Annotated in this window: 23 protein-coding genes; 16 read left to right on the plus strand and 7 right to left on the minus strand. The window is 40.3% G+C overall.

Annotated elements, in window-relative coordinates; all coding sequences use genetic code 11:
* From trpC to aroF, 6 genes are all read left to right on the plus strand, one after another.
* The coding region (trpC, locus tag VE944_RS15675) for an indole-3-glycerol phosphate synthase TrpC (RefSeq protein ID WP_324978535.1) at nucleotides 1–736 on the plus strand (736 nt) is incomplete at its 5' end.
* Nucleotides 737–1,091: 355 nt separating this feature from the next.
* A complete protein-coding gene (gene trpA / locus VE944_RS15680) occupies nucleotides 1,092–1,925 on the plus strand; it encodes a tryptophan synthase subunit alpha (protein WP_324978536.1) in 834 nt (277 codons plus the stop codon).
* A gap of 3 nt (nucleotides 1,926–1,928) precedes the next feature.
* Nucleotides 1,929–3,179 (plus strand): tyrosinase family protein, encoded by a 1,251-nt coding sequence (locus tag VE944_RS15685; RefSeq protein WP_324978538.1) that lies wholly within the window; start codon nucleotides 1,929–1,931, stop codon nucleotides 3,177–3,179.
* Nucleotides 3,180–3,228: 49 nt separating this feature from the next.
* Nucleotides 3,229–4,470: a tryptophan synthase subunit beta gene (gene trpB / locus VE944_RS15690; RefSeq protein ID WP_324978540.1), complete on the plus strand. Its 1,242-nt coding sequence runs from the start codon at nucleotides 3,229–3,231 to the stop codon at nucleotides 4,468–4,470.
* An 81-nt stretch (nucleotides 4,471–4,551) separates the two neighbouring features.
* Nucleotides 4,552–5,643: an anthranilate phosphoribosyltransferase gene (trpD, locus tag VE944_RS15695; RefSeq protein ID WP_324978542.1), complete on the plus strand. Its 1,092-nt coding sequence runs from the start codon at nucleotides 4,552–4,554 to the stop codon at nucleotides 5,641–5,643.
* A gap of 292 nt (nucleotides 5,644–5,935) precedes the next feature.
* A complete protein-coding gene (gene aroF, locus VE944_RS15700) occupies nucleotides 5,936–7,036 on the plus strand; it encodes a 3-deoxy-7-phosphoheptulonate synthase (RefSeq protein ID WP_324978544.1) in 1,101 nt (366 codons plus the stop codon).
* Nucleotides 7,037–7,330: 294 nt separating this feature from the next.
* Here the strand turns inward: aroF and VE944_RS15705 are convergent, their stop codons facing one another.
* Nucleotides 7,331–7,861 carry a calcium-binding protein gene (locus VE944_RS15705; protein WP_324978546.1) on the minus strand — a complete coding sequence of 177 codons (531 nt, stop codon included), beginning with the start codon at nucleotides 7,859–7,861 and terminating at the stop codon, nucleotides 7,331–7,333.
* Between the two features lie 35 nt (nucleotides 7,862–7,896).
* Here VE944_RS15705 and VE944_RS15710 point away from each other — a divergent pair, with 35 nt between their 5' ends.
* On the plus strand, nucleotides 7,897–8,130 hold the full coding sequence (locus tag VE944_RS15710; RefSeq protein ID WP_324978548.1) for a hypothetical protein: 234 nt from the start codon (nucleotides 7,897–7,899) through the stop codon (nucleotides 8,128–8,130).
* 108 nt (nucleotides 8,131–8,238) lie between these two features.
* Here the strand turns inward: VE944_RS15710 and cobW are convergent, their stop codons facing one another.
* The 5 genes from cobW to VE944_RS15735 form a co-directional block, all read right to left on the minus strand.
* On the minus strand, nucleotides 8,239–9,279 hold the full coding sequence (gene cobW / locus VE944_RS15715) for a cobalamin biosynthesis protein CobW (RefSeq protein WP_324978550.1): 1,041 nt from the start codon (nucleotides 9,277–9,279) through the stop codon (nucleotides 8,239–8,241).
* 341 nt (nucleotides 9,280–9,620) lie between these two features.
* Nucleotides 9,621–9,914, minus strand: coding sequence for a helix-turn-helix domain-containing protein (locus VE944_RS15720; RefSeq protein WP_324978552.1), 294 nt, complete (start codon nucleotides 9,912–9,914; stop codon nucleotides 9,621–9,623).
* A complete protein-coding gene (locus tag VE944_RS15725; RefSeq protein ID WP_324978554.1) occupies nucleotides 9,911–10,261 on the minus strand; it encodes a type II toxin-antitoxin system RelE/ParE family toxin in 351 nt (116 codons plus the stop codon). Before VE944_RS15725 ends, VE944_RS15720 begins: the two co-directional genes overlap by 4 nt.
* Nucleotides 10,262–10,419: 158 nt before the next feature.
* Nucleotides 10,420–10,584 carry a hypothetical protein gene (locus VE944_RS15730; RefSeq protein WP_324978556.1) on the minus strand — a complete coding sequence of 55 codons (165 nt, stop codon included), beginning with the start codon at nucleotides 10,582–10,584 and terminating at the stop codon, nucleotides 10,420–10,422.
* 247 nt (nucleotides 10,585–10,831) lie between these two features.
* Complete coding sequence (locus VE944_RS15735) at nucleotides 10,832–11,548, minus strand: biliverdin-producing heme oxygenase (protein WP_324978558.1); 717 nt, start codon at nucleotides 11,546–11,548, stop codon at nucleotides 10,832–10,834.
* 566 nt (nucleotides 11,549–12,114) lie between these two features.
* On the opposite strand from VE944_RS15735, the gene glmM reads away from it, so the two are divergent.
* The 7 genes from glmM to hpsP all read left to right on the plus strand — a co-directional run bounded on the left by glmM (nucleotide 12,115) and on the right by hpsP (nucleotide 21,021).
* Nucleotides 12,115–13,584 (plus strand): phosphoglucosamine mutase, encoded by a 1,470-nt coding sequence (gene glmM, locus VE944_RS15740; protein WP_324978560.1) that lies wholly within the window; start codon nucleotides 12,115–12,117, stop codon nucleotides 13,582–13,584.
* Between the two features lie 292 nt (nucleotides 13,585–13,876).
* Nucleotides 13,877–14,620 (plus strand): glycosyltransferase family 2 protein, encoded by a 744-nt coding sequence (locus VE944_RS15745; RefSeq protein ID WP_324978562.1) that lies wholly within the window; start codon nucleotides 13,877–13,879, stop codon nucleotides 14,618–14,620.
* Between the two features lie 66 nt (nucleotides 14,621–14,686).
* Entirely contained in the window at nucleotides 14,687–16,333 is a 1,647-nt protein-coding gene (gene hpsL / locus VE944_RS15750) for a hormogonium polysaccharide biosynthesis protein HpsL (RefSeq protein WP_324978564.1), read from the plus strand.
* Between the two features lie 10 nt (nucleotides 16,334–16,343).
* Nucleotides 16,344–17,501 (plus strand): glycosyltransferase family 4 protein, encoded by a 1,158-nt coding sequence (locus VE944_RS15755; protein ID WP_324978566.1) that lies wholly within the window; start codon nucleotides 16,344–16,346, stop codon nucleotides 17,499–17,501.
* Between the two features lie 115 nt (nucleotides 17,502–17,616).
* Entirely contained in the window at nucleotides 17,617–18,597 is a 981-nt protein-coding gene (hpsN, locus tag VE944_RS15760; RefSeq protein ID WP_324978568.1) for a hormogonium polysaccharide biosynthesis glycosyltransferase HpsN, read from the plus strand.
* A gap of 52 nt (nucleotides 18,598–18,649) precedes the next feature.
* The gene (gene hpsO, locus VE944_RS15765) at nucleotides 18,650–19,825 is read left to right on the plus strand and encodes a hormogonium polysaccharide biosynthesis glycosyltransferase HpsO (protein WP_324978570.1); all 1,176 of its coding nucleotides are present in this window, start codon (nucleotides 18,650–18,652) and stop codon (nucleotides 19,823–19,825) included.
* Between the two features lie 26 nt (nucleotides 19,826–19,851).
* Entirely contained in the window at nucleotides 19,852–21,021 is a 1,170-nt protein-coding gene (gene hpsP, locus VE944_RS15770) for a hormogonium polysaccharide biosynthesis glycosyltransferase HpsP (protein WP_324978572.1), read from the plus strand.
* Nucleotides 21,022–21,082: 61 nt separating this feature from the next.
* On the opposite strand, the gene VE944_RS15775 is transcribed toward hpsP, so the two are convergent.
* The gene (locus tag VE944_RS15775) at nucleotides 21,083–21,547 is read right to left on the minus strand and encodes a hypothetical protein (protein WP_324978574.1); all 465 of its coding nucleotides are present in this window, start codon (nucleotides 21,545–21,547) and stop codon (nucleotides 21,083–21,085) included.
* Between the two features lie 513 nt (nucleotides 21,548–22,060).
* Here VE944_RS15775 and VE944_RS15780 point away from each other — a divergent pair.
* Nucleotides 22,061–23,233, plus strand: coding sequence for a patatin-like phospholipase family protein (locus VE944_RS15780; protein ID WP_324978576.1), 1,173 nt, complete (start codon nucleotides 22,061–22,063; stop codon nucleotides 23,231–23,233).
* Between the two features lie 81 nt (nucleotides 23,234–23,314).
* A complete protein-coding gene (locus VE944_RS15785) occupies nucleotides 23,315–23,599 on the plus strand; it encodes a protein kinase family protein (protein WP_324978577.1) in 285 nt (94 codons plus the stop codon).
* The last annotated feature ends 42 nt before the right edge of the window (nucleotides 23,600–23,641 follow it).

Consider the following 23,641-nt stretch of genomic DNA (forward strand, 5'->3'; position numbering starts at 1 on the left):
CTCCTTGCGACAACAGTTAAATGCAGCCCCGACTGTGCGAAATTTCTTGAATGCTTTGCAAGAAAATCCTAACCAACCTAGCTTAATTGCCGAGGTAAAAAAGGCATCACCTAGCCGTGGGATTATCCGCGCAGATTTTGATGCAGTAGCTGTTGCTCAAGCTTATGAAAGAGGTGGTGCAGCTTGTTTATCAGTTTTGACTGACCAAAAGTTCTTTCAAGGCAGTTTTGATAATCTGCGAAGGGTGCGTAAGCAAGTAGCATTACCCCTACTGTGCAAGGAGTTTATCATTAACCCCTATCAAATATATTTAGCACGAACAGCTGGTGCAGATGCAGTCTTGTTGATTGCCGCCATTTTATCAGATCAAGAACTCCAGGCTTTTTTGCAACTAATTCATGATTTAGGCATGAATGCACTGGTAGAAGTCCATACCCTGGCTGAACTCGATCGAGTGCTAAAGCTTGACAACCTAAGTTTAGTAGGAATCAACAATCGCAATTTAGAAGATTTTACCCTTGATATAGGCACAACACAGCAACTTTTAGCACAGCGCCAACAACAATTACAAAGTTTGGATATCACCGTCGTCAGCGAGTCTGGACTATATACACCTGGTGATTTATCTTTTGTCGCTGAAGCTGGTGCGCGTGCGGTTTTAATCGGAGAGTCTTTAGTTAAACAAAGCGATGTCGAACAAGCTGTGCGTAATTTGCTAAGACTTGATTCTCCCTAACCCTCCTTAAAAATTAAAGCAAGCCTTTCTAAGGCGGTTGGGTGGAGATTTGCGAAAATAGGTTTCTTGCGGAATCTGGGTAAAGGGGACATTTAAAGGGCAAAATTCCCTTTTCCCTTCCCCCTTAACCCTTTCTTTATTCCCTAACGGAGCTAAAAGCCTCATTCACGAGCATCAAAGACTCGTTAACGGAGATAAAAGACTCATTCACGAGTATCAAAGACTCGTTAACGGAGATAAAAGACTCATTCACGAGTATAAAAGACTCGATGACAACAAATCTAGAGTGAACATTGCTAATTGCTCATTGTTGATTATTCCAAAACTATTAACTAACCATTAACCATTTTTTAGAATGACTTCTATCTCAGCTTCCTTTAAAACTTTACGCGATCGCCAACAGTGTGCTTTAATCCCCTTTATCACAGCAGGCGATCCTAACTTAGAAACCACTGCCGAGGCTTTACGTATCTTAGATCGCAATGGTGCTGACTTCATCGAGTTAGGCGTTCCCTACTCTGATCCTTTGGCAGATGGCCCTGTGATTCAAGCGGCAGCAACTCGCGCTTTACAAAAAGGCACGAAATTAGAGCAAGTGCTAGAGATGTTACAGGTGGTGAGTCCTAGCTTGAAAGCGCCGATAATTCTATTTACTTACTACAATCCCATTTTGTACCGAGGTATTAAGCCATTTTTAAGCAAAATTGCTGCTGTCGGCGTGCAAGGGTTGGTAGTACCAGACTTACCTTTAGAAGAAGCAGAAGAATTAATCCAAACTGCTGCATCTTTCGGAATTGAGGTAATTTTACTCGTAGCTCCTACCAGTTCTCAAGATAGAATTGAAGCGATCGCTCATCAATCTCAGGGTTTTATCTACCTCGTGAGCGTTACAGGCGTTACAGGTATCCGCGCTGAAATCCAAGACCGCGTAAAGTATTTATTAACAGATTTGCGAAGCGTTACCGATAAACCCATCGGCGTTGGTTTTGGCATCTCAGGGCCAGAACAAGCACGTCAAGTAAGGGAATGGGGTGCAGATGCGGTGATTGTTGGTAGTGCCTTCGTTAAAAGATTAGCTGAAGGTAGCCCAGCAGAAGGACTGCAAGCTGTAGAACAACTCTGTCAAGAACTTAAAACAGCCATTACAGAAAGTCGGCACGAAAGTCCATCTCTTCAAGAGGTGAGATAAATAATGAAACTCCTGCTGAAATCTGTCAAAACACTAATTTATAGCTTACTTATAGTTAGCACCTGCGCTATTACAGTCTTCGCCCACGATCGCATTGACTACGGACAAGACAAACAGTATAAGTATGAAAATCTTCCAGGACAATACGCTCACCTAGCTGTAAGAAAGAACGTAACTGACCTGACATCAGCAGAGAAAACAGCCTTTGTCAAGGCTATCAAAACCTTAAAAACTACAATTCCCGCAGGTAGCAAGGTCAGTATTTACGACCAATTCGTTGCCATACATATAGGAGCAACACGCTTAATTCATAATCATAAAAAGCATTCCAATGGTTCCGTTCAGGAACTTGCTCATGAAAATGCCGCATTTTTCCCTTGGCATCGAGAATATATTCGCAGATTTGAACAAGCTCTGCAAGCAGTAGACCCAAACGTTACTCTGCCATACTGGGATTGGACAGACGCCAAAGCACTTGATGTGATTTTTAACGATGACTTTCTTGGTTCTAACGGTCAAGGAGTAACCATCAAAATTCCAAATCAGGGAAGTTTTACAGGCGGGCCTGTAAAATCTGGGGCTTTTGCAGCAGCAAATGGCTGGGTTATGAACCCAGTATTAAACATCGACCAAGATACCGGAGCATCGTTAGGTACATCACTTGTCCGCTTTCTACAAGCACCTCCTGCCACTAATTACCCTTTGCCCAAAAAAGATGTTGAGCGTGCCCTTCGTCTTAATGACTACTCTCTATTCCGCCCCGCTTTGGAAGGATTTATCTCTGTAGATGAGCAGGGTAAAGTCACCCCAGGAGGATTTCTACACAACTACATTCATGGTTTAGTTGGTGGGGTACAGATAGACGCAAGCACAAGACCCGTAAAGTTTAAGGGTCTGGGTACCATGAGCAATATACCAAGTTCGCCCTATGACCCAGTATTTTGGTTGAATCATGCCAACGCAGACCGCCTCTGGGCCCAATGGCAAGAAAACGGTCATAAAGGTAGCGATTTTTATCCTGCTGATGGTCAGCCTTATGGACACAATCTTAAAGACCGAATGTGGCCTTGGGACGGCGGTATGTCTACCCCCAAAACTACGGCGTTAGGAGATTTACTATCCCTATTACCAAATTTTGACTCTAAAGATTTGGTGCGCCCTATAGACGTTTTGAATCACAGGGAATTGGGCTATACCTACGAAACCCGTGCAAACGAAACGCGAAAAGAATTTTATCTGTGGGATAAGTTCTAAAAAATTAGAACGAAAGTAAAAAATACTTGAACATAAAGGATTTTCAACTGTGGTAAGCATCCAAGACATCAACGCTGTAATTTCAACTACGCCTGTGCTACCTGACCTTTTAGGCAGGTTTGGAAAATTCGGCGGTAAGTACGTCCCCGAAACCTTAATGCCTGCATTAACTGAATTAGAAGCGGCATTTAATCAATATTGCAATGAGCCAAGTTTCCAAGCAGAACTGCAAAACCTACTGCGCGATTATGTAGGACGACCCAGCCCATTATATTTTGCTGAACGTTTGACAACAAACTACGCTAGACCAGATGGCACGGGGCCACAAATTTATTTAAAACGTGAGGATTTAAATCATACAGGCGCTCACAAAATTAATAATGCTTTGGCTCAGGTGTTGCTAGCTAAACGCATGGGCAAGCAACGGGTGATTGCAGAGACAGGTGCAGGACAACACGGCGTAGCGACTGCAACTGTATGTGCTAGGTTTGGTTTGAAATGTGTAATTTACATGGGCGTCCAAGATATGGAACGCCAAGCCCTGAACGTGTTCCGCATGAAGTTAATGGGTGCAGAAGTTCGTCCAGTGGAGGCAGGTACAGGAACTCTCAAGGATGCAACTTCGGAAGCAATTCGGGATTGGGTGACGAATGTAGAAACAACCCATTACATCCTCGGTTCTGTTGCTGGCCCTCATCCCTACCCAATGATTGTCCGTGACTTCCACGCGATAATTGGTGTAGAAACTCGCACTCAAGCTCAGGAGAAATGGGGAGGATTACCAGATATTCTACTGGCTTGCGTGGGTGGAGGTTCCAATGCGATCGGGTTATTCCATGAGTTTATGCATGAACCTTCGGTGCGTCTAATTGGAGTAGAAGCGGCGGGTGAAGGTGTAGATACAGAAAAACACGCTGCTACCTTGACAAAAGGGAAAGTAGGTGTATTGCACGGTGCAATGAGCTATCTACTGCAAGATGATGATGGTCAAATAATCGAAGCCCATTCAATTAGTGCCGGATTAGATTATCCCGGCGTTGGCCCTGAGCATAGTTATTTAAAGGATCTTGGTCGCGCCGAATATTACAGTGTTACCGATAAACAGGCGTTAGATGCATTCCAAAGGCTTTCGCAATTAGAAGGGATTATCCCAGCCTTAGAAACTGCTCACGCGATCGCATATCTCGAAACCCTTTGTCCTCAATTAGAAGGCAACCCCCGCATCGTCATCAATTGTTCTGGCAGAGGTGACAAAGACGTGCAAACCGTCGCCAAAGTCCTTATTCCTTAGTTTTCTCTTCTTGTCATTAGTCATTTGTCCTTCGTGAATGACTAATGACCAATGACTAATGACCAATGACTAACGACAAATATGATAGCTGTAACTAAAACTTCACTTGACAACATTCCCGTCACTTCTGAGTTATACAACTGGCCAGCTTTATTGCAACAGTTGTTTGCTCGGCAATCGTTGACAGTTTCCCAAGCTGCGGATCTGATGCAAGGTTGGCTCACAGATGCCATTCCTGATGTCCTCTCAGGAGCGATTTTAGCCGCAATCCAAGCTAAAGGCGTATCCGCCGAAGAATTAGTTGGGATGGCTAGCGTCTTACAATCCCAATCCCCAATCCCCAGTACCCAATCCCTAACTCCCCTAATTGACACCTGTGGAACTGGTGGAGATGGCGCTTCAACCTTTAACATTTCCACTGCTGTCGCCTTTGTTGCCGCCGCCGCCGGGGTTAAAGTTGCCAAACATGGAAATCGTTCGGCATCCAGCAAGACTGGTTCGGCTGATGTATTGGAAGCTTTGGGTATAAATCTCAACGCCACTCCAGAAAAAGTGCAAGCCGCAGTGGGTGAGGTTGGAATTACCTTTTTGTTTGCTCCCGGTTGGCATCCTGCACTTAAAGCGATCGCTACTTTGCGAAAAACTTTGAAAGTGCGGACTGTTTTTAACTTGCTCGGCCCGCTAGTAAACCCCATGCGGCCGACAGGGCAAATTATTGGTGTCAACGATCCGCTTTTACTAGAGGAAATTGTTCAAGCTTTATCCCAATTGGGATGTCAGCAAGCGATCGCAGTCCACGGACGAGAACGTTTAGATGAAGCTGGTTTAGCAGATGTCACTGACTTAGCTGTACTCCAAGATAAAAAAGTCCGTTCTCTAACCCTCAATCCTCAAGAACTTGGTTTGAGTTTTGCACCGACTGCGGCCTTATGCGGTGGAGAAGTCCAAGAAAATGCCGAAATCTTGAAGGCAGTTCTCCAAGGTAAAGGCACTCAAGCGCAGCAGGATGTAGTCGCTTTAAATACAGCCCTCGCACTGCAAGTTGGTGAAGCCATTCATGGGGAAACTGATGTTTTAGCAGGTTGTGTTAAGGGTATTGCCCTTGCTAAGGAAATTCTGCAAAGCGGTGCGGCTTGGACAAAACTAGAACAACTTGCTGAATTTTTGCGCTAATTCCCAAGGTAAGGGCACAGCATTGCTCATTGGTGTCAACTTAAGCTCAAACGCTTATCCCACACGCGTTTTACCCCCCTTAATCCCCCCCTTGGGAAGGGGGGAGAAATGCAGTTCCCTCCCCTTTCCAAGGGGAGGGTTAGGGTGGGGTAACGCAGATCGTGATGGGAAGCCAGAGAACTGAATATCACGTTTTGACAAGGGTTTCACGTTAATTTGACACGTATGAGCATTGCTGTGCCCCTACGAACGGACTGTATTACACCCAAGAACTATACAAAAGGAAAAATAGATGATTATCATACTTAAGAGCGGTACACCTGTTGAAGAAATTACTCGCATCAGCCAAGAAGTGGGTGAGACTTGGGGAGTCACGGTAGAAAAAAGCGTTGGCACCCATAAAGTTGTGCTGGGGCTAATTGGTGATACCACTAGCATCGATAAGTTACAGGTTCAAGAGTTCAGCCCTTGGATTGAGCAGGTATTACGAGTGCAACAACCTTTCAAGCGCGTAAGTCGAGAATTCCGACATGGAGAAGCCAGCGAGGTTGTTGTACCTACACCTAACGGTGATATCTATTTCGGCGAACTTCATCCCATCGTATTAGTAGCCGGGCCTTGTTCTGTTGAAAATGAAGCGATGATTGTCGAAACAGCAAAGCGCGTCAAGGCAGCAGGAGCGCAGTTTTTGCGTGGCGGAGCTTACAAACCCAGAACTTCACCTTATGCGTTTCAAGGTTATGGTGAAAGCGCTTTAGATTTATTAGCAGCAGCGCGGGAAGCTACTGGTTTGGGTATCGTCACAGAACTCATGGATGCTGCCGATTTATCAGCAGTGGCGAAAACAGCTGACATAATCCAAATCGGAGCGCGAAATATGCACAACTTCTCGTTGCTCAAAAAGGTAGGCGCTCAAGATAAACCAGTGCTACTCAAGCGGGGGATGTCTGCCACAATTGACGAGTGGTTGATGGCGGCAGAATATATTTTGGCATCTGGAAATCCCAATGTAATTCTTTGTGAGCGGGGAATCAGAACCTTTGATGGCAAATATGCCCGGAATACTTTAGATTTATCAGTGCTTCCGGTATTGCGATCGCTTACCCACTTACCGATTATGATTGATCCTAGTCATGGTACTGGTAGGTCTGAATATGTTCCATCAATGGCAATGGCTGCGATCGCAGCTGGTACAGATGCCTTAATGATTGAAGTTCATCCTAATCCAGCAAAAGCTTTATCCGATGGCCCCCAATCTCTCACCCCTGATAAATTTGACCGCTTAGTTCAAGACATGTCAGTTCTGGGCAAAGTAGTCGATCGCTGGTCTAAACCTGCATTTGGTAGCATTGGTGAAAGCCGCATTCTTTTGACGCCAGAACTATCAAAGTAAATAGAGCCTAATCTTAGACGATTTTTTGCAAATGGTTGAACCTGATCAACAGATTCTTTTATCTGAAAAATCCGTTGATCAGGTTTTCTTGAAAACAAAATAGGCTATCGGGACTGATATCAAGTTCGGGTGATTACTTGTAATAAAATTTATCAATGTAGGTTGGGTTGACCGATAGATAGTAAAACCCAACATGAACACCTCACTGTTAGAGCGTTTCTATCTCTAAGAATCTTCTTCCTTACAAATCAACTGAATATAACCCTGTATGTATGCAGGGAGGAAGAGGTTTATCTACACTAGGAAGACACCCCTAAGATCGTTCTCCCCTTCGTAGTCTGTCTTAAAGAAATTTAGGTTATTGCTACTTCCAAAGTCTTGAATAATAACTTGAGACAAATTGCCCGCAGATATTATCAGATCAGGAGATGAGGTTCCAACATTTGCAACAGATTTAGCCGTGAACTTTAACTCTCTATCACCATTTATGACGATAGTTTCCGACGAGTTGTAGTCTGTTATTATGGCATCCCCAGCAGGATTGTTGTAGAAGTTAGCCCTACCGTCGCCAACCACATATATATCAACTCCTCCGCCTCCTGTTAAAACATCTCTGTCCGTTGCTCCATAATTACCTATACCTATTAGAATATCATTTGCATTACCACCAAGAAGCGTGTCGTTTCCTGCACCTCCTCGGATAAGGTCGCTAGAATTAGTACCTTGCAGACGATTATTGAACTGTGTGCCCGTTATCTCAGTATCGTATTGAAAGACTGCTAAGGGATCATTGCGATCAGAAGAAAAAATTCGATAGTCAGCCATTTTACATCTCTTCAACAAAAGGGATTAAGCTAATCGTGATTCAAAATTCCGGCTTGAGTGCGATAGGATTAGGGTTTAGCACACATTTAGTACAATTTGAAGGCAGATTAGCTTTATTTTTTAGGAAGTATAGTGAGAAACAAAATGCGGTTGAGCAAAACGCAACAAAAATTTACCGCTCGGCTTCAGGAAACTTTCGCTGGTCTACACCTGTATTTGGTAGCATTGATGAAAGCCGCATTCTCTTAACGCCAGAACTCTCAAAGTAGATAAGCTAATGTACTTTTAATTTGCATAACCAGGGCGGCGGGCAAGATGCCCACCCCACAAGAGTTTTACTTATATGTAATATGCAAGTTAAATGTCCAACAGCTTACTTACAAAGCTACAAGTTGTGATTCTATTTCTGAAGACTTCAAATCACGACCGATGAAAACTAAGCGGGTTTGGCGTGCCTCTTCGGGCTTCCAGGGGCGATCGTAAAATTTATCAAATCGGGTTCCCACGCCTTGCATCACTAAGCGCATGGATTTATTCGGCACTGCCACAAAGCCTTTAATCCGGTAAATTTCTTGTTCTTGTGCTAATTTTTCTAACTCCTGTTGAAGCTTTTCTGGGTCAAATGTACGATCCAAAATTAAATTAGTTGAGATTATTTCTTCGTCGTGATTGTGATCTTCTTCGCTATCGTGATGACTAGGACGAGAATCTAAATTGTCTTCGACTGCGGCTTGGAATCCTAATAATATAGATGCATCTAGTTGAGAACCATTGCTCTCGACAATCTTCACCACTCTGGGCAATTCTTGCTTAATCAATTCCTCAACTCTGGCTTTTGTTTCGGCATCTACCAAGTCAATTTTATTTAACACCACTAAGTCTGCACAAGCAAGTTGGTCTTCAAATAGTTCTTGCAAAGGTGTTTCGTGTTCTAGACTATCATCTGCTTGGCGCTGGGCTGCGATCGCCTCTAGATCGCTAGCAAATGTCCCTGCTGCTACCGCCGCGCAATCTACCACGGTAATCACCGCATCCACAGTGGCGGCGTTACGAATTTCTTGCCAACGAAAAGCCTTTACCAATGGTTTTGGCAACGCTAAACCAGAGGTTTCAATCAAAATGCAGTCGATGCTATCCCGCCGCTTGATTAACTCTTGCATCATCGGGTAAAACTCTTCCTGCACGGTGCAGCATAAGCAGCCGTTAGTTAATTCAAAGATATTACTGTCGCCCTCACCATCTTCCGGGCAAACTTGACAGGATTTTAATAATTCGCCATCAATACCGAGTTCGCCAAATTCATTGACTATAACAGCAATACGCCGTCCTTGATTGTTTTGTAGCAGGTGGCGAATTAGGCTGGTTTTTCCACTACCTAAGAAGCCTGTAATCACTGTGACAGGAATTTTCGTAGCCATATTTTTGCCTGATGTCCTCAGTATGCTAAGTTTTACGCGTTACAAACTTAACTACTGAGATTAAGCTTGGTGTGAAGATTGACTTAGTTATTTTACAGCTATTTTCAGATAAATAGATCCGCGGCGTAGGGGCACAGCGCCTATTTGGTACAGCAATTTAATACGGTACAACAAGGGTTTGAAGCCCTTAAATTTCAGGAACTTCAATTGATACAGTTCCAATTAGTCAGAATTTGCTTGACCGAGGTTAGTGAAGGGCGATTGTGGAGGAGACAGAACGGGCAAAATTTAACCCATCTCATCAGAGATGGGTTAGGAAGATAGGTGATGCTGAATTATGTCTACATTGGATCCACCAATTCAAAACGTATCCGTTTACCAACCACTCTGGCAGCACGATCAATAGTGTCTAAGGATACAGATGAGTTATTGGGGTCTAACAGCCGATCAAGAGATGATCTGCTAGTGTTCATCTCTTTTGCCATTGCTGCCTTATTCAACTTTTTTTCTTCCATTGCTTTGCTAATCTGCCATGCAATAACACGTTTAGCAGCAATCAGGTTAATTTCTTCAAGTGTCCCTTCTTCTTCAAGAAGGTCATCAAGAGACGAACCAACATATGGATTTTTGTTCATCTTTGCGTCTCCAGTTTTTGTTTGCGTTCTAAAGCTAACTCCAATTCTTTTTGTGGAGTTTTCTGAGTTTTTTTGATAAACCCATTAAGAAGAATCATTTTTTCGTCATAAATGCAAAACAACACACGAGCTTTTCGACCTTGAGGTAAATTTGTACGTACCTCAAATAGCCCTTTACCCATTGGACGGCAAGTTGGCATCCCAATTGGCCATCCAATTTCTACTGTTTTAATATCAGCACCAATTAATTTTCGGTCTTCTTTGTCTAAGTCTTTTAACCAATCACGAACAGGTTCTGTACCATTTTCGTTTTGATAGAACTGTGCAGGAATTCGTTTTTCTTCCATCTATATCAAATTTCTCTAAAAACACATAAACCTGCAAAAGCACATATTGTAGCTTTACAGAGCTATGTTTAATTAGATCAATTTGATATCAATTTGACATCATATTACTTTTGTACCTTTTTTGGTACTAATAGTCAACAGTAGACATAAGTTACTTTTCACCTATTTACTCTAAGGGCGATCGCCCCAATCCCCCAATGCTCAACACCCAATGTGGTCAAGCTAGGGTCGATGGAGTCAGCAGTGGAGGAGTAGAAGCAATCACTCATTGCCCTACCTAAGATAAACCCATAAGTGCGATCGCGTGCATCCGTCCTCTTCAACTCTGCTATAAGTTGAAAATTTATGCAAAACCCCAAAAAATTAGTGTTGATAACTTCTAACTATTAAACATAATTGAGGGGCAATCTCCCCATGCTTGCTTTCACCAATAAAAAGCAGTCACAAGGCTATTGCCCCTAAACATTTTGAGCGTCAATCGCTCTTTCCCCAGAAACACCTATGAATTATTCTTCATCAGCCTATCTGAACTTATGACTCCATACACCATACTCTGCAATCTCAACACAGTTACTCAACTGTGACGAGTTCAGTACTGCCGCGTGTACGACGCCGTGTGAGGCTATTGTAAAGCATTACCCCGATCGCCTTAATCAAATTGCCTTCCAATTCCTGGAACATCTTCATGTTCGTGCCAAAGGCGGCGTTAGCTTCATCAACGATGCGCTCGGTTGTAGCATCATCAAGGGGTAATTCATCCAAATTTTGCCGATATTTCGCTTTGAATGCCTTTTCATCAGGAATCTCTGGAAACTCATAAAAGGCTGTTCCTTGTCCATCAGACAAATTCATCGCCGTTACAGCAATATTCTTGAGAATTTGTCCCCCGGATAAGTCACCCAAGTAACGAGTATATGAATGAGCGATTAACAATTCCGGTTCTGTAGTAGATATTTCTCGGATGCGCTTTACATAAGCTTCCCCTGCGGAAGATAGTTTGATTTGCTCTCTCCAGTTAGCACCAAAGTAATAACCCAGGTCTTGCTCTAGGGTATACTTACGGTTTAGCTGAGGAAAGTTAATTTTAGAAAGAATTGGATGCTGGCTATGCTTCTCCATTTCCTCTTCCATCGCTGAATAGACGAAGTAGAAATTAGCAACAAGTTTCCGGTAAGAGTTTTTCTCGACTACTCCTCTTAAAAAGCACTTGACAAAACCTACATTTTCTGCCATTGTGTGGGCTTTCTTAGTGCCTACACGTAGTTTGGTTGCTAAATTGCTGCTCATACTAAATTTCTCAACTTTAAAAAGTTAACTGCCGGAGTTTAAATTCACTAACGGCTAAAAAAGCCATTAAAACGTTACCTTAAAACTATTTGATGAGAATTTATATTAAAATTTTTTAAGCGGCGAGAATTTTGTAGTTTTTTACACCGCAACAAGGCTAAGAGAATAGAGTTTTACATTTCGGTGTTTTGATTTGTTGTTATTAGCTAAATTTTGCTTTCATTCTCAGCTTTGCTGAAAAAACCTTGTGATGAAACGAAAGTAATATTTATTACATATTTTTTGATTAGTAGTATTGCGAAGTGTGAACTAGTACAAATAAAAATCAAGGCTAAATTTGATTGCATAAAAAGAATAATTAGCTAAGATGTGGAAACTTTACTGAGAACGTAAAAACCAATACTGGCTTTATCAAGAATTTACAAAAAAAGAGGCGTAAATTCAGTATGTTTACGTAAAGATAGCTTGATCTAGAATAAATTTCTAAAGAGAAAAAGCATGTCAAAATTGCTGAATAAAGTCTTAAGTGCTATTTTTCAGTGTGATTGTGTGGAGTGTTTCAAAATATGGTTTCATCTATAACTCGGACATCGGGCATTGCTGGGGGTTCTGCTTCCGAAGCTGAGGGATTGGGCAAAGGGATTGAGAGCAGTTTTGGACTGAATTTAATCCCGCTACCAGCAAATCCCTTATTTGGCACAGATGGGATTCGCGGACGAGTAGGAGAATTACTGAGTGCGCCCCTAGCATTGCAAGTTGGTTTTTGGACAGGGATTGTTTTACGTAACCATGCGACTCAAGTAGGGCCAGTCATTCTCGGACAGGACTCTAGAAACTCCAGCGATATGCTGGCAATGGCTTTGAGTGCAGGGTTAACAGCAGCAGGATTAGAGGTCTGGTATTTGGGATTATGTCCCACTCCTTGCATTGCCTATCTGACCAGCATCAGTGATGCCATCGGCGGAGTGATGATTTCTGCCAGCCACAATCCCCCAGAAGACAATGGTATTAAGATTTTTAGTGCCAATGGTGGAAAGTTACCGCAAATATTGCAGGCAGAAATTGAAGCGGGACTGCGTGGTAAAATATCACCTATTGCTATCAGTAATTGCGGACGGCATTACTCACGTTTGGAGTTAGTGGGGCATTATAGCGAGGCATTGAAAAAACCCTTGAACGGTGTCCTAAATCTTCAGGGAATGAAGATTGTCTTAGACTTGGCGTGGGGAGCAGCAGTCGGGTTAGCACCATCAGTATTTACAGAAATGGGGGCAGAGGTGATCTGCTTGCATAACGAAGCAGATGGCGATCGCATTAATGTTAACTGCGGTTCCACGCACCTAGATATTCTTGCAGCCACAGTACAAGAACATAATGCCGACATCGGCTTTGCCTTTGATGGCGATGCCGATCGCGTCTTAGCAGTAGACAATACTGGCAGGCAAGTTAACGGCGATTACATTCTCTACCTGTGGGGACGACACTTACAACAAAACCAACAACTGCCAGACAACCTGATTGTATCTACAGTTATGGCTAACTTAGGCTTTGAGAAAGCTTGGCAAAAAATTGGTGGTAACTTAATTCGTACCGCAGTTGGCGACCAATACGTACAAGCCGAAATGTTGCGGACTGGGGGAATGCTGGGCGGCGAACAATCAGGTCATATACTTTGCCGTCATTATGCCGTAACTGGAGATGGCTTGTTAACAGCATTACATATAGCAGCTTTGGTGAAAGAGGCGGGCGTTCCCTTTAGCGAATTAGTAGATCAAAGCTTCCAGACCTATCCGCAATTGTTACGAAACGTGCGAGTTGTCGATCGCGATCGCCGTTTAGGATGGCAAGATTGTCAACCTGTGCAAGAAGCGATCGCTCTTGCTGAAGCTGCAATGGGTGATTCCGGCAGAATTTTGGTTCGCGCCTCTGGTACAGAACCAGTGATCAGGGTTATGGTAGAAGCTGCCAATGCTGAACTTACCAACTACTGGACAAATGAGTTAGTTTCAAAAGTTCAGAAACACATAGCAGTCTAAGTTACTCCCTTCACCGTGTAAGATTACTTCTCTACTTTTCCTTGGTGTCCTTCGCATCTTCATGTTTCGTTAAATTAAGTAGTCTTTGCGGGGAAGGGAATAGCTACTATCTCACCTTTCAAAAGTGGAACTTTTTCGTCGTTACAGCTTCTGTAAATTAACCAGCTTTGGTGATTTGCGGAAGATGTAATATTTAAAATTTGCACTTTTAAGTATGTTGTAAACCTCTTTTATAATAAGGAAAGAGGTCTGTGTGTGTTTTATCTTGGGTTATCTTTTATAAGGTAGTAAAATGCTTGTTTTTGTTATTCCACTTAAAAGTCAAAAAGTTTCCAATTCCTGGGAGCGTGTCACCCAATTATTTGAAAGATGCCTCAAATCAGTTTGCAATCAAACCTCTCCTAATTTTCACGCTATTGTCGTTTGCCATGAACAACCAAAAATAGAATTTAACCATCCCCAGATTACGTACATTACAGTTGACTTTCCTCCTGCCAACGAGGCAAACCCTATAGCTAGAGGAGAAACAGATAAAGGGCGAAAAATATTAAAGGGATTAATGTATGCTCGTCAATTTTCTCCAACTCACACTATGGCAGTTGATGCAGATGATTGCATCAGTAAAAACTTAGCCACATTTATTCAGCAACATCCTAACTCTAATGGATGGTTTATCGATAAAGGTTATAAATATCAAGAAGGTAGTGAATATATATATATTAAAAGAAAAAATTTCTATACAATATGCAATACATCTAATATTATTCGATATGACTTAAATTTCTTACCAGAAAACGCAGAATATAATCGGGGTTATGGATACTACAGATATTATATAGACCACGCTAAAGTCAGAGGTATATTAGAAAATAAAGCTAACCCTATTGAACCATTACCATTTCCTGGAGCCGTTTACATTTTAGAAACAGGAGAAAATCTTTCTTCTTATGGTTCAATGAAGTTAAACTTCCTGATTTTTAATCGAAAAACCTTAACTCAATCACTTAAGGATGAATTTGGCTTGTACACGCTATAGCTATTCTAATCCATTTGTATGTAAGCTATAGATTGTTTTTTAAGGCTGATAGGCTACAGCGCCACTATGCCAAAATCCAAGTCAAAAAATAAAAAATCAAAAAAACAGGCTCAAAAAGAAACTCCTACTCTTAGCCTCAAAGAACAGTTAGCCCAAAAGCGCAAAGCAGCTCAAGCACGCAAAGAACTCATTAGCTTACTCACCATCGCCACCTTTGGCAGCGTCTTAGTTGGCATTCTACTTTTTTTCGTAGGTGGAATTAAAGTAGCAGTCCCTGCCGTCTTAGGGATATTTGTCATATCCCTTTCCTACAAATACCCGCGTCAAGCGCTATATACCTTCATCATTTACGTACCTATTGGGGGTACTATCACCTACTATTTAGGCAATAGTCCCATACTCCAATTAGCTAAAGATGCCTTTTATGTTCCAGCCCTAATTGGACTTTGGCAGACTTGCCGTAAACAGGGGCTACCCCTAATTATTCCCCAAGGCATTAAAATTCCACTTTATATTGTTTTAGGTTGTAGTCTGCTAACACTATTATTTGTAAATGGTGGACAGCAATTTAACCCGCCTAGCGTGGGATTATTGGAAAAAGCACCCCAAGAAATACCATTAGGTATGGGCATTCTGGGACTAAAAGTATTTTTAGGCTATGTCCCCTTGATTGGTTGTGCTTACTATCTAATTCGTGATAAACGGGATTTTCTATTTTTATCGCGCCTCCAGATTGTCCTAATACTGATTTGCTGCGTGCTGGGATTTATTCAATACCTGTTACTACTAACTGGTGTATGCCAAGGCACTAGAGGTCTTGAAGGAAATGCTCTATTTGTCACATCATTAGAAGCCCGGTGTTATTTTGGGGGAGCGCTCTTATATAGTCCAGAAGAAGGAGTTATTCGCCTACCAGGGACATTTGTAGCTCCTTGGCAGTGGGCATGGTTCTTAATTTCTAGCACCTTTTTTACCTTTGCCACCGGCTTCACCGACCCCTCCATAGTATGGCGGCTGGTCGGTTTAGGTTCTTTAGTGACAGTCTTTATCAATGCTGTAGTTTCTGGACAGAGAATCGCCTTAGCTTTAGTACCAATCTGCTTCGGAATTTTGCTATTGCTCACTGGTCAAATTGGCAACCTAAAACGATTTATCCCCATAGGAATAGGACTTGCCCTAGTTCTGGGAATAGCAATGGTGACTAACCCTGCTGTCGTCCAAGAGAGAACCGAGAGTTTTACAGGTCGATGGGAGGCTTCACCACCTCAAGATTTTATCGTTCAGCAATTTGAAGAAAATTGGAAAAACGTAGACGGGCCATTAGGAAGCGGCTTAGGTCGAGCAACTAACTCTGCCCGCGTAATGGGTCAAACTAAGCTTGTGGAAACCTACTATCCCAAAGTACTTTTTGAAGTTGGAATTATAGGAGTGCTAGCTTTTCTGGCTCTGGTAACAAGTTTAACAATTATTAGCTTTAAAACCTATCGCTCTATAAAGAACCGTAATTTCCGCAGTTACGGAGCAGCTTTGTGGGTGTTTATATTGTTTATTAGCTACAACACGTATTACTATCCTTTGGATGTTGATCCGGTTGCTGTCTATTATTGGTTTTTTGCGGGAGTTCTTTTTAAACTGCCAGAACTGGAGAAACAAGATATAGAAGATGCTAACCCTCAGCAAAAAAATAAGAAAAAACGTCTAAAAACAATTTAAATGAAAAAAAATGGCAAAAGTTATCATAGTAGGTCAAAAGCATCTTAGCATTCCAAATCTACCTCGAAATTCTCGGCATATACTCATCCGTCCCAAGCCTTTCCCCACAGGCAGATATCCTATAGAAAAAATTTGGTATCCTTTAAACAGCTTTTTTGCGTGCCAACCTGTATGGGGAAAATACCAAGCTATTCATTCTTTCAACAAAATTTTATATACAAACAAACCTTGGTTTATCACCTTTGAGGATCATCGTTTTTTATATAGAAATCCTCAAAATCAAGGTGAAGCTGCAATTTATGAATTGTTAAATAATCGATTAGCACTAGAAAATTGCCAAAAACTTATAGCTATCTCAGATTATGCCAAATTGAGATTAATTAAGCGGATAGAAGGTTGGAAGATAAAAGAAAAAATAAGTAAGAAATTGAATGTAATTCATCCAAGCTTTCCAGTAAGGGTTAACGAATCGAAACTTTATCATCAACAGCAAAACCTCCAGCTTATATTTATAGGAAATCACATTGCCCGCAAAGGCGGAGTTGTTGCTTTAAGACTTGCTAAAAAAGCTGAAAAACTAGGTTTACCTATTACTCTTCATATAATTTCCGATCTGGGACATGGTTCAGGAGTCCCCACAGATTTTCCTGATAAAACCAAATATGTGGAGGATTTAAAGTTATTAGATTTAAATAATGTTGTCTTTCACAAAAATCTTCCTAATGACAAAGTTATTGAGTTATTATCGCAAAGTCATTTTCAATTAATGGCGACATTACATGATACTTATGGTTATAGTATCATTGAAGGTTTTTCTGTTGCAACTCCTGCAATTACAACGAATGTATGCGCTTTACCAGAGTTTATTCGTCATGGCGAAAATGGCTATATTTTAAACTTACCAATTAATGAAATTAGGCACTGGAGCAATTGGATGTATGAAGAAAAAACTAAAACTAATGAATATTGGGAAATTTTAAATAGCACTTATGATTATTTGGCAGAGCAAGCATTGCAACAAATTATTCAATTTCTTGAGAGAAGTGATAAACGAGAACATTACGAATTTTTAAGTGCCGGAGCGTTAGCTCAAGCGCAAATTGTGCATAACTCTGAAAAGCAAAATGAGTTATTTGATGAGCTTTATGCAGTAGCGGCGGGAGGATAAATAATTTTTAGCTATTGACTGAATTTAAATTAAGGCAATAGTAGCTTATTGAAGTAAATGAAAACTAATTTTTATAAGGTTATTATCAAAGTAGAAAAATCACTTAATAAAAATCATGGATAATTGGCCATTAATTACTGTGGTTATCCCGACTTATGGTCGAGAGGAAGCCCTACGGGATAGCATTGTAGATGTTTTGAAACAAGACTATCCAAATTTTGAAGTTTTAGTGGTAGACCAAACCGCAAAACACCAGTCAGAAATTCAAGCCTATCTAGAAGAGATGGCGGGGGCAGGTAAAATTAAGTGGTTGCGCTTAGATTGGGCAAGTTTGCCAGGAGCGCGGAATTATGCTGTGCGGCGGTCATCTGGTGAAATAATATTATTTATTGATGATGATGTTCAGCTAACCCCAGGATTGTTAGCAGCCCATGCGAAAAATTATCTACAAAATCCAGAGGTGGGGGCTGTAGCCGGACGGGTATTTGACAGAATGAAATTGGGTGATTCTGGAGGAGATTTAGAGATTGAATATCTGCCTCCCCAAGCTATGGACCCAGGAATTGCTTGGTATCATATTGATTTGGTACATACCATCAAACCTCAGCAAGTACTGACAGCGAGGGGTTGCAATATGTCATTCCGCCGCGAAATTTTTACTAAGTACGGACTGAGGTTTGATGAGAGGTTTCGCGGTAGTGCTGTGCGCGAAGAGTCAGATTTTTGTTTGCGGGTGCGACAGACGGGGTATAAAATTTGGTACGACCCAGAGGCCCATTTGGTGCATTTAGGCGAAGAAACAGGGGGTTGTCATGATATTAGTATGCGATCGCTAAAATATCAACTCACCTTTTATCACAACCATTTCCTACTAGGGCTGAAAAACCTTACTGCTACTCAAGCTTTACGCTTATACGCCCGTTTATTTGACTGTCACGTTCTCGGACGCCCACCTTGTCACAAAAGCGCTTCCCCTATCAAAATTGCCACTCGCGCTATTTTCTACACTTTGGGTTTTTTCAAAGCCTTGGGTACTGTCATTCAATCACTATGGAATGATGGTCAAATTTACAGCCGATTAGATGAACAAGTTTAGGCATTAGTCATTTGTCATTGATCATTGGTCATTAGTGAATAACAAAGGATAGATGAAAATCTTAGTTGCTAGTCACACTTATATCGTAGACCTCAACTGTGAAAAACTACGTGCTTTATCTCAACTAGAACCGGGAATTGAAGTAACAGTGGTAGTCCCAAAGCGCTGGAAACCCGGTGGTGTACAAAATAGAATTATTGAAACTGAATACCATGATGAAGGCACATTTAAAATAGTTCCCGTTTCTAATTTTAGTCAAAATCATCAGGGACTCCTTACCTTCGGTGCTGATTTAATCTCTTTGTTAAAAGAATTTTGTCCTCAAATCATCCAAGTTGAACAAGGGTCTAGGGGGCTAGCTTATACTCAGATGATTGTCTTAAATCAGCTATTAGGACTCAAGGCAAAAAATGTATTTTTTACTTGGTGGAATTTACCATATCATCTCAAATTACCAGTTGCTTTATTAGAAAAATATAACCTCAATCACAGCCACGGCATTATTTCTGGCAATCAAGATGGAGCAGAAGTTTTGCGGCAACGGGGATATAAAGGGGCAATTAAAGTTATGCCACAACTGGGTATAGATGAAAGTTTGTTTACTCCCAAAGTTCAACCAGACTTAGCAGCTAAGTTGGATATTAAAAAAGAAGATTTTATTGTAGGTTTTGTTGGAAGATTTGTGCAAGAGAAGGGTTTATTAACGCTTTTGCAAGCCTTAATCACTTTGAAAGATAAACCTTGGAAATTACTTCTACTGGGACGAGGGGAGTTACAAAATCAATTAATCAAAATTGCGTCAGAAAACAATATTGAAGAACGATTAATTTTGATAGAAAGTGTTCCCCACGATGAGGTTGTAAGCTATATCAATTTAATGAGTACTTTAGTACTGCCTTCAGAAACAACTTACAAGTTTAAAACCTTAACTTCTGTTGGCTGGAAAGAGCAATTTGGTCATGTGCTAATTGAGGCGATGGCTTGCCAAGTACCTGTGATTGGTTCTGATTCTGGTGAAATTCCCTATGTAATTGGCGATGCTGGTTTAGTATTTCCTGAAGGTGATGCTCAAGCCCTTGCTAATTGCTTAGTTCAATTAATGGATAAACCAGGTTTTGCTCATACTCTGGGTGAAATGGGTTATCAAAAAGTAATGACTAAATATACAAACAAAGCTTTGGCTAAAGAGCAATTAGAGTTTTATCAAGATTTAGTCATTAATCATTAATGAATACAAACGACAAATGACAAAAAATGAAAATATTACAAATTGTTCCCTCAATTTCTCTAATTTATGGCGGCCCCAGTCAAATGGTACTGGGGCTAACTCCAGCGTTAGTAAAAGAGGGAGTAGAAGTTACAATTCTCACAACTGATAGTAATGGCGATAATGGTCAAACACCTTTGGATGTTCCTTTAAATCACCCAATTAAACAAGATGGTTATGAAATAATATACTTTCGTTGTGCCCCATTTCGTCGCTACAAATTTTCCCTAGATTTATTAAACTGGTTAAAACGTCATGCTCACGAGTTTGACTTAGCACATATTCATGCTCTATTCTCTCCTATAAGTAGTGCTGCTGCTATTGTGTGTCGTCAGGAAAAGCTACCTTATATTTTCCGTCCTTTAGGTACTCTCGATCCGGCTGATTTACGGAAGAAAAAACAATTAAAACAGCTTTATGTCGCAATTATAGAACGTCAAAATTTAGCTGGTGCGGCAGCTATTCATTTTACCAGCGAACAAGAAGCTAAAATATCAGAAAGATTTGGAGTATCTACGCCAGATTTGGTAATTCCCTTGGGTGTGATTCCGCCTCAATCACCCATTAAAGATGTATGTAGTCAGTTAGAAATACCAGAGGATGTACCTTTAGTATTGTTTATGTCACGAATTGACCCGAAAAAGGGGTTAAATTTGTTGATTCCGGCGCTAGAGAAGCTGTTAGCGGTTGGTTATAAGTTTCATTTTGTCTTAGCTGGGACAAATCCTCAAGATCCAGATTATGAAAAAAAGATAATATCCCAAATTCAAAATTCACCACTGCGATCGCACACTACAATTACTGGCTTTGTCACTGGTGAACTAAAAGTTAGTTTACTACAATCTGCTGATTTATTTGTGTTACCTTCCTACTACGAAAATTTTGGGATTGCTGTAGCTGAAGCAATGGTAGCAGGTGTACCTGTAGTCATTTCCGATCAAGTACATATTTGTCAACAGATATGTGATAGTGAGTCCGGTTGGGTAGGTGCAACAGATATTCAAGCACTGTTAGAGTTACTGCAAGAAGCTTTGGAAAATCCCGCAGAACGCCAGCGACGGGGATTAAACGCCCAAAAGTACGCCTTGGAAAATTTTAGCTGGGATGCGATCGCAAAGCAAACAATCCAAGCCTACAAGAAAATTCTGGCAACTTAATCAAATGGGTTAAATTGGCTAACACCTGTATTTTTTGTTTAAGATGACAGTTTGAACATTGTTATTTTGTTCTAGTCCACCAACGTAATATCTTCAAATTAGATTCTATTTCCTTCCAACAGTTTGCTGTGGAATCTGCTTTTTTCAGTACTTGAAGTGTTTTATCTACATAGTCTAAATTTGTTAGCCCTAACTGTCTTTTTAGTTCATTATCAACTTGAATATCTTGTTTAAAATATTCCAAATGATTCGGTAACTCTCCTTTTTCCCTGGTTGGCATATTAGGGATTTTATTAAGTTGTTCTTTCATTTTATCTAATGCCTCAATCGCTTCTTTTGGGCTTGGTCTTTTAGCTTGTAATTTTAAATCTTCTTGATAGAAATCTCTTTCTTGTCCAGAAGTATCTAACTTGACTTTAATTTCTGGGTCTGAGAAGACTGAAAATATTCCGTTATAAACTTTATCGTCAATTACTTCGCCTTGTCCATTGGGAGTTATAACCCTATCGCCTTTTTCAATGCTCATAATTGGTATTGCCCCTAAACTTAGTTATTAAGGAACTACGTATTGATGTGGGTTCTTATTCATTTTAATTATCATTAAGGGTTGAATGTAGAATAAAGAACAAAAACTGTTAAGACAATAACAGTTAATCCACTATATGCTGTTGCACCCTCACAAATCCTTACCTTGCTTAAGTTTCATCCAGCTAAAAAAGAAGAAATAAGCGAACACGTAAGTCCATAGCGATCTGGCGCAACTATTTTTGAGATAAATGGGGTCAAATGAGCAGTGATTCCGAAAGTTAGGCATTTAGACTTGATCAGTGGCTTTCAATGTTGCGTAACTTGTTGCCGCAGGCATCGCGAAGGATAAAACTGTATCAATTGAAGTCTCTGAAATTTAAGGGCGCTTAAAACCCTTGCTGTACCATATTAAATTGTTGCACCAAATAATATATGCGTTATTTATTAACTGCTACTATTTTATGGTAAAATCTAGGGAAATTTTATACACATCATTTTTTAAGGTAATATTATGACTTTCAAAGCCGCAGTGTTATCAATTGATGGCGGAGGTATTAAAGGAATTGTTCCAGCAATGATTTTAGCAGCAATTGAAGATAAAACAGGTAAGCCAATATGTGAGCTTTTTGATTTCATTGCAGGAACTTCAACAGGAGGTATATTGGCATTAGGGCTTACAAGACCAAGTGAAGAAGATAGTACAAAGCCAAAGTTTACAGCTAAAGAACTAGTAAATCTATACAGAAAAGAAGGAAGAATAATTTTTCAAAGAAGAGAAAATAAAAAATTAAATGTATTTCACAAAAAAGTTTTGAAAGCCATACTGGATAAATTTGCACCAGAGGTAAAAGCAGAGGATTTATTTAGTAGGAAGTATACTCGAAAAGGGAAAGAAGACGTAATTAATAATTACTTGGGAGATACATGTATAGAAAAAGCACTTACGGAAGTTTTGATTACTAGTTATGCTACTAACTTCAGAAAACCGATTTTTTTTACAAATAACCTAAAGAAAGAACAGGAGTACGAAACCTCTCAGTGCTTCCGTGTGATTTGTAAAGGCTACAAGATGAGAGATGCGGCATTAGCAACTTCGGCTGCACCCACATATTTTAAACCCTACCGGATTGATACTATAAACCATCGAGACAAAGAGTACACGTTAGTTGATGGTGGAGTATTTGCTAATAATCCGACTTCGATTGCAATTATAGAAGCAATGAATTCTTACAAAGCAAAGACTGGAGATAACATTTCTTTAGATGACTTGTTAGTAGTATCAGTAGGGACAGGAAGGAAAGTACGTGGATTAGATATTAAAGATATAGCTGGATGGGGACAAATAAAATGGATAGAACCATTGATTGATATGACTTTGAATGGTCAAAGTGAAGTGGTTGATTATCAAATGGAGCAATTATTATCAACAAAGCTGCAAAACAAGACTCAGGATCAACAACAGTATTATCGATTTCAGCCACAATATTCAGAAACAAAAAATTCAAAAGAGTATAGTATTAGTGGAAATGCTTTTATTTATGTGAATGATAATATGGATGATGCGAGTGATGATAACATTTCTAATTTACTTGGAGCAGCAAATAGATTTATTGACATGGAAAGAGAGAATTTAGAAAGATTAAGTACCCAACTTCTCACTATAAAAGCGCAATTCAATAAATAATATAAAGTTTAATTTTAAATAACGTATGCGTTTTTATCTTTGCAGAACGAACTAAGTAATGGGCGAATTATTAAAATTAATATGGATAGCAATGAGATAATAAGACAGCGTTTAAATGAGCGTGGCTATTTTATCCAAGAGACACTTGGTGTAGGCGGTTTTGGCATGACTTATCTTACTAGGGACAAAATTAACAAAGAAAATTTATTTGTTATTAAGACTATAAACATAAGCAATGAACTACTTCAATTTAATAAAAAAGACTCACTGAATCGTTCAATAAATTCATTTAGAAATGAAGCTAGTATTTTACTTTATTGTAAGCATGAAAATATTGTAAAAATCTATAGCATCTTAAATGAGTAGTTTGAACTACCGATTAGCAATAAAAATCAGAGTGAACAATAT

It is taken from the genome of Nostoc sp., assembly GCF_035638895.1.
Classification (GTDB): Bacteria; Cyanobacteriota; Cyanobacteriia; order Cyanobacteriales; family Nostocaceae; genus Nostoc.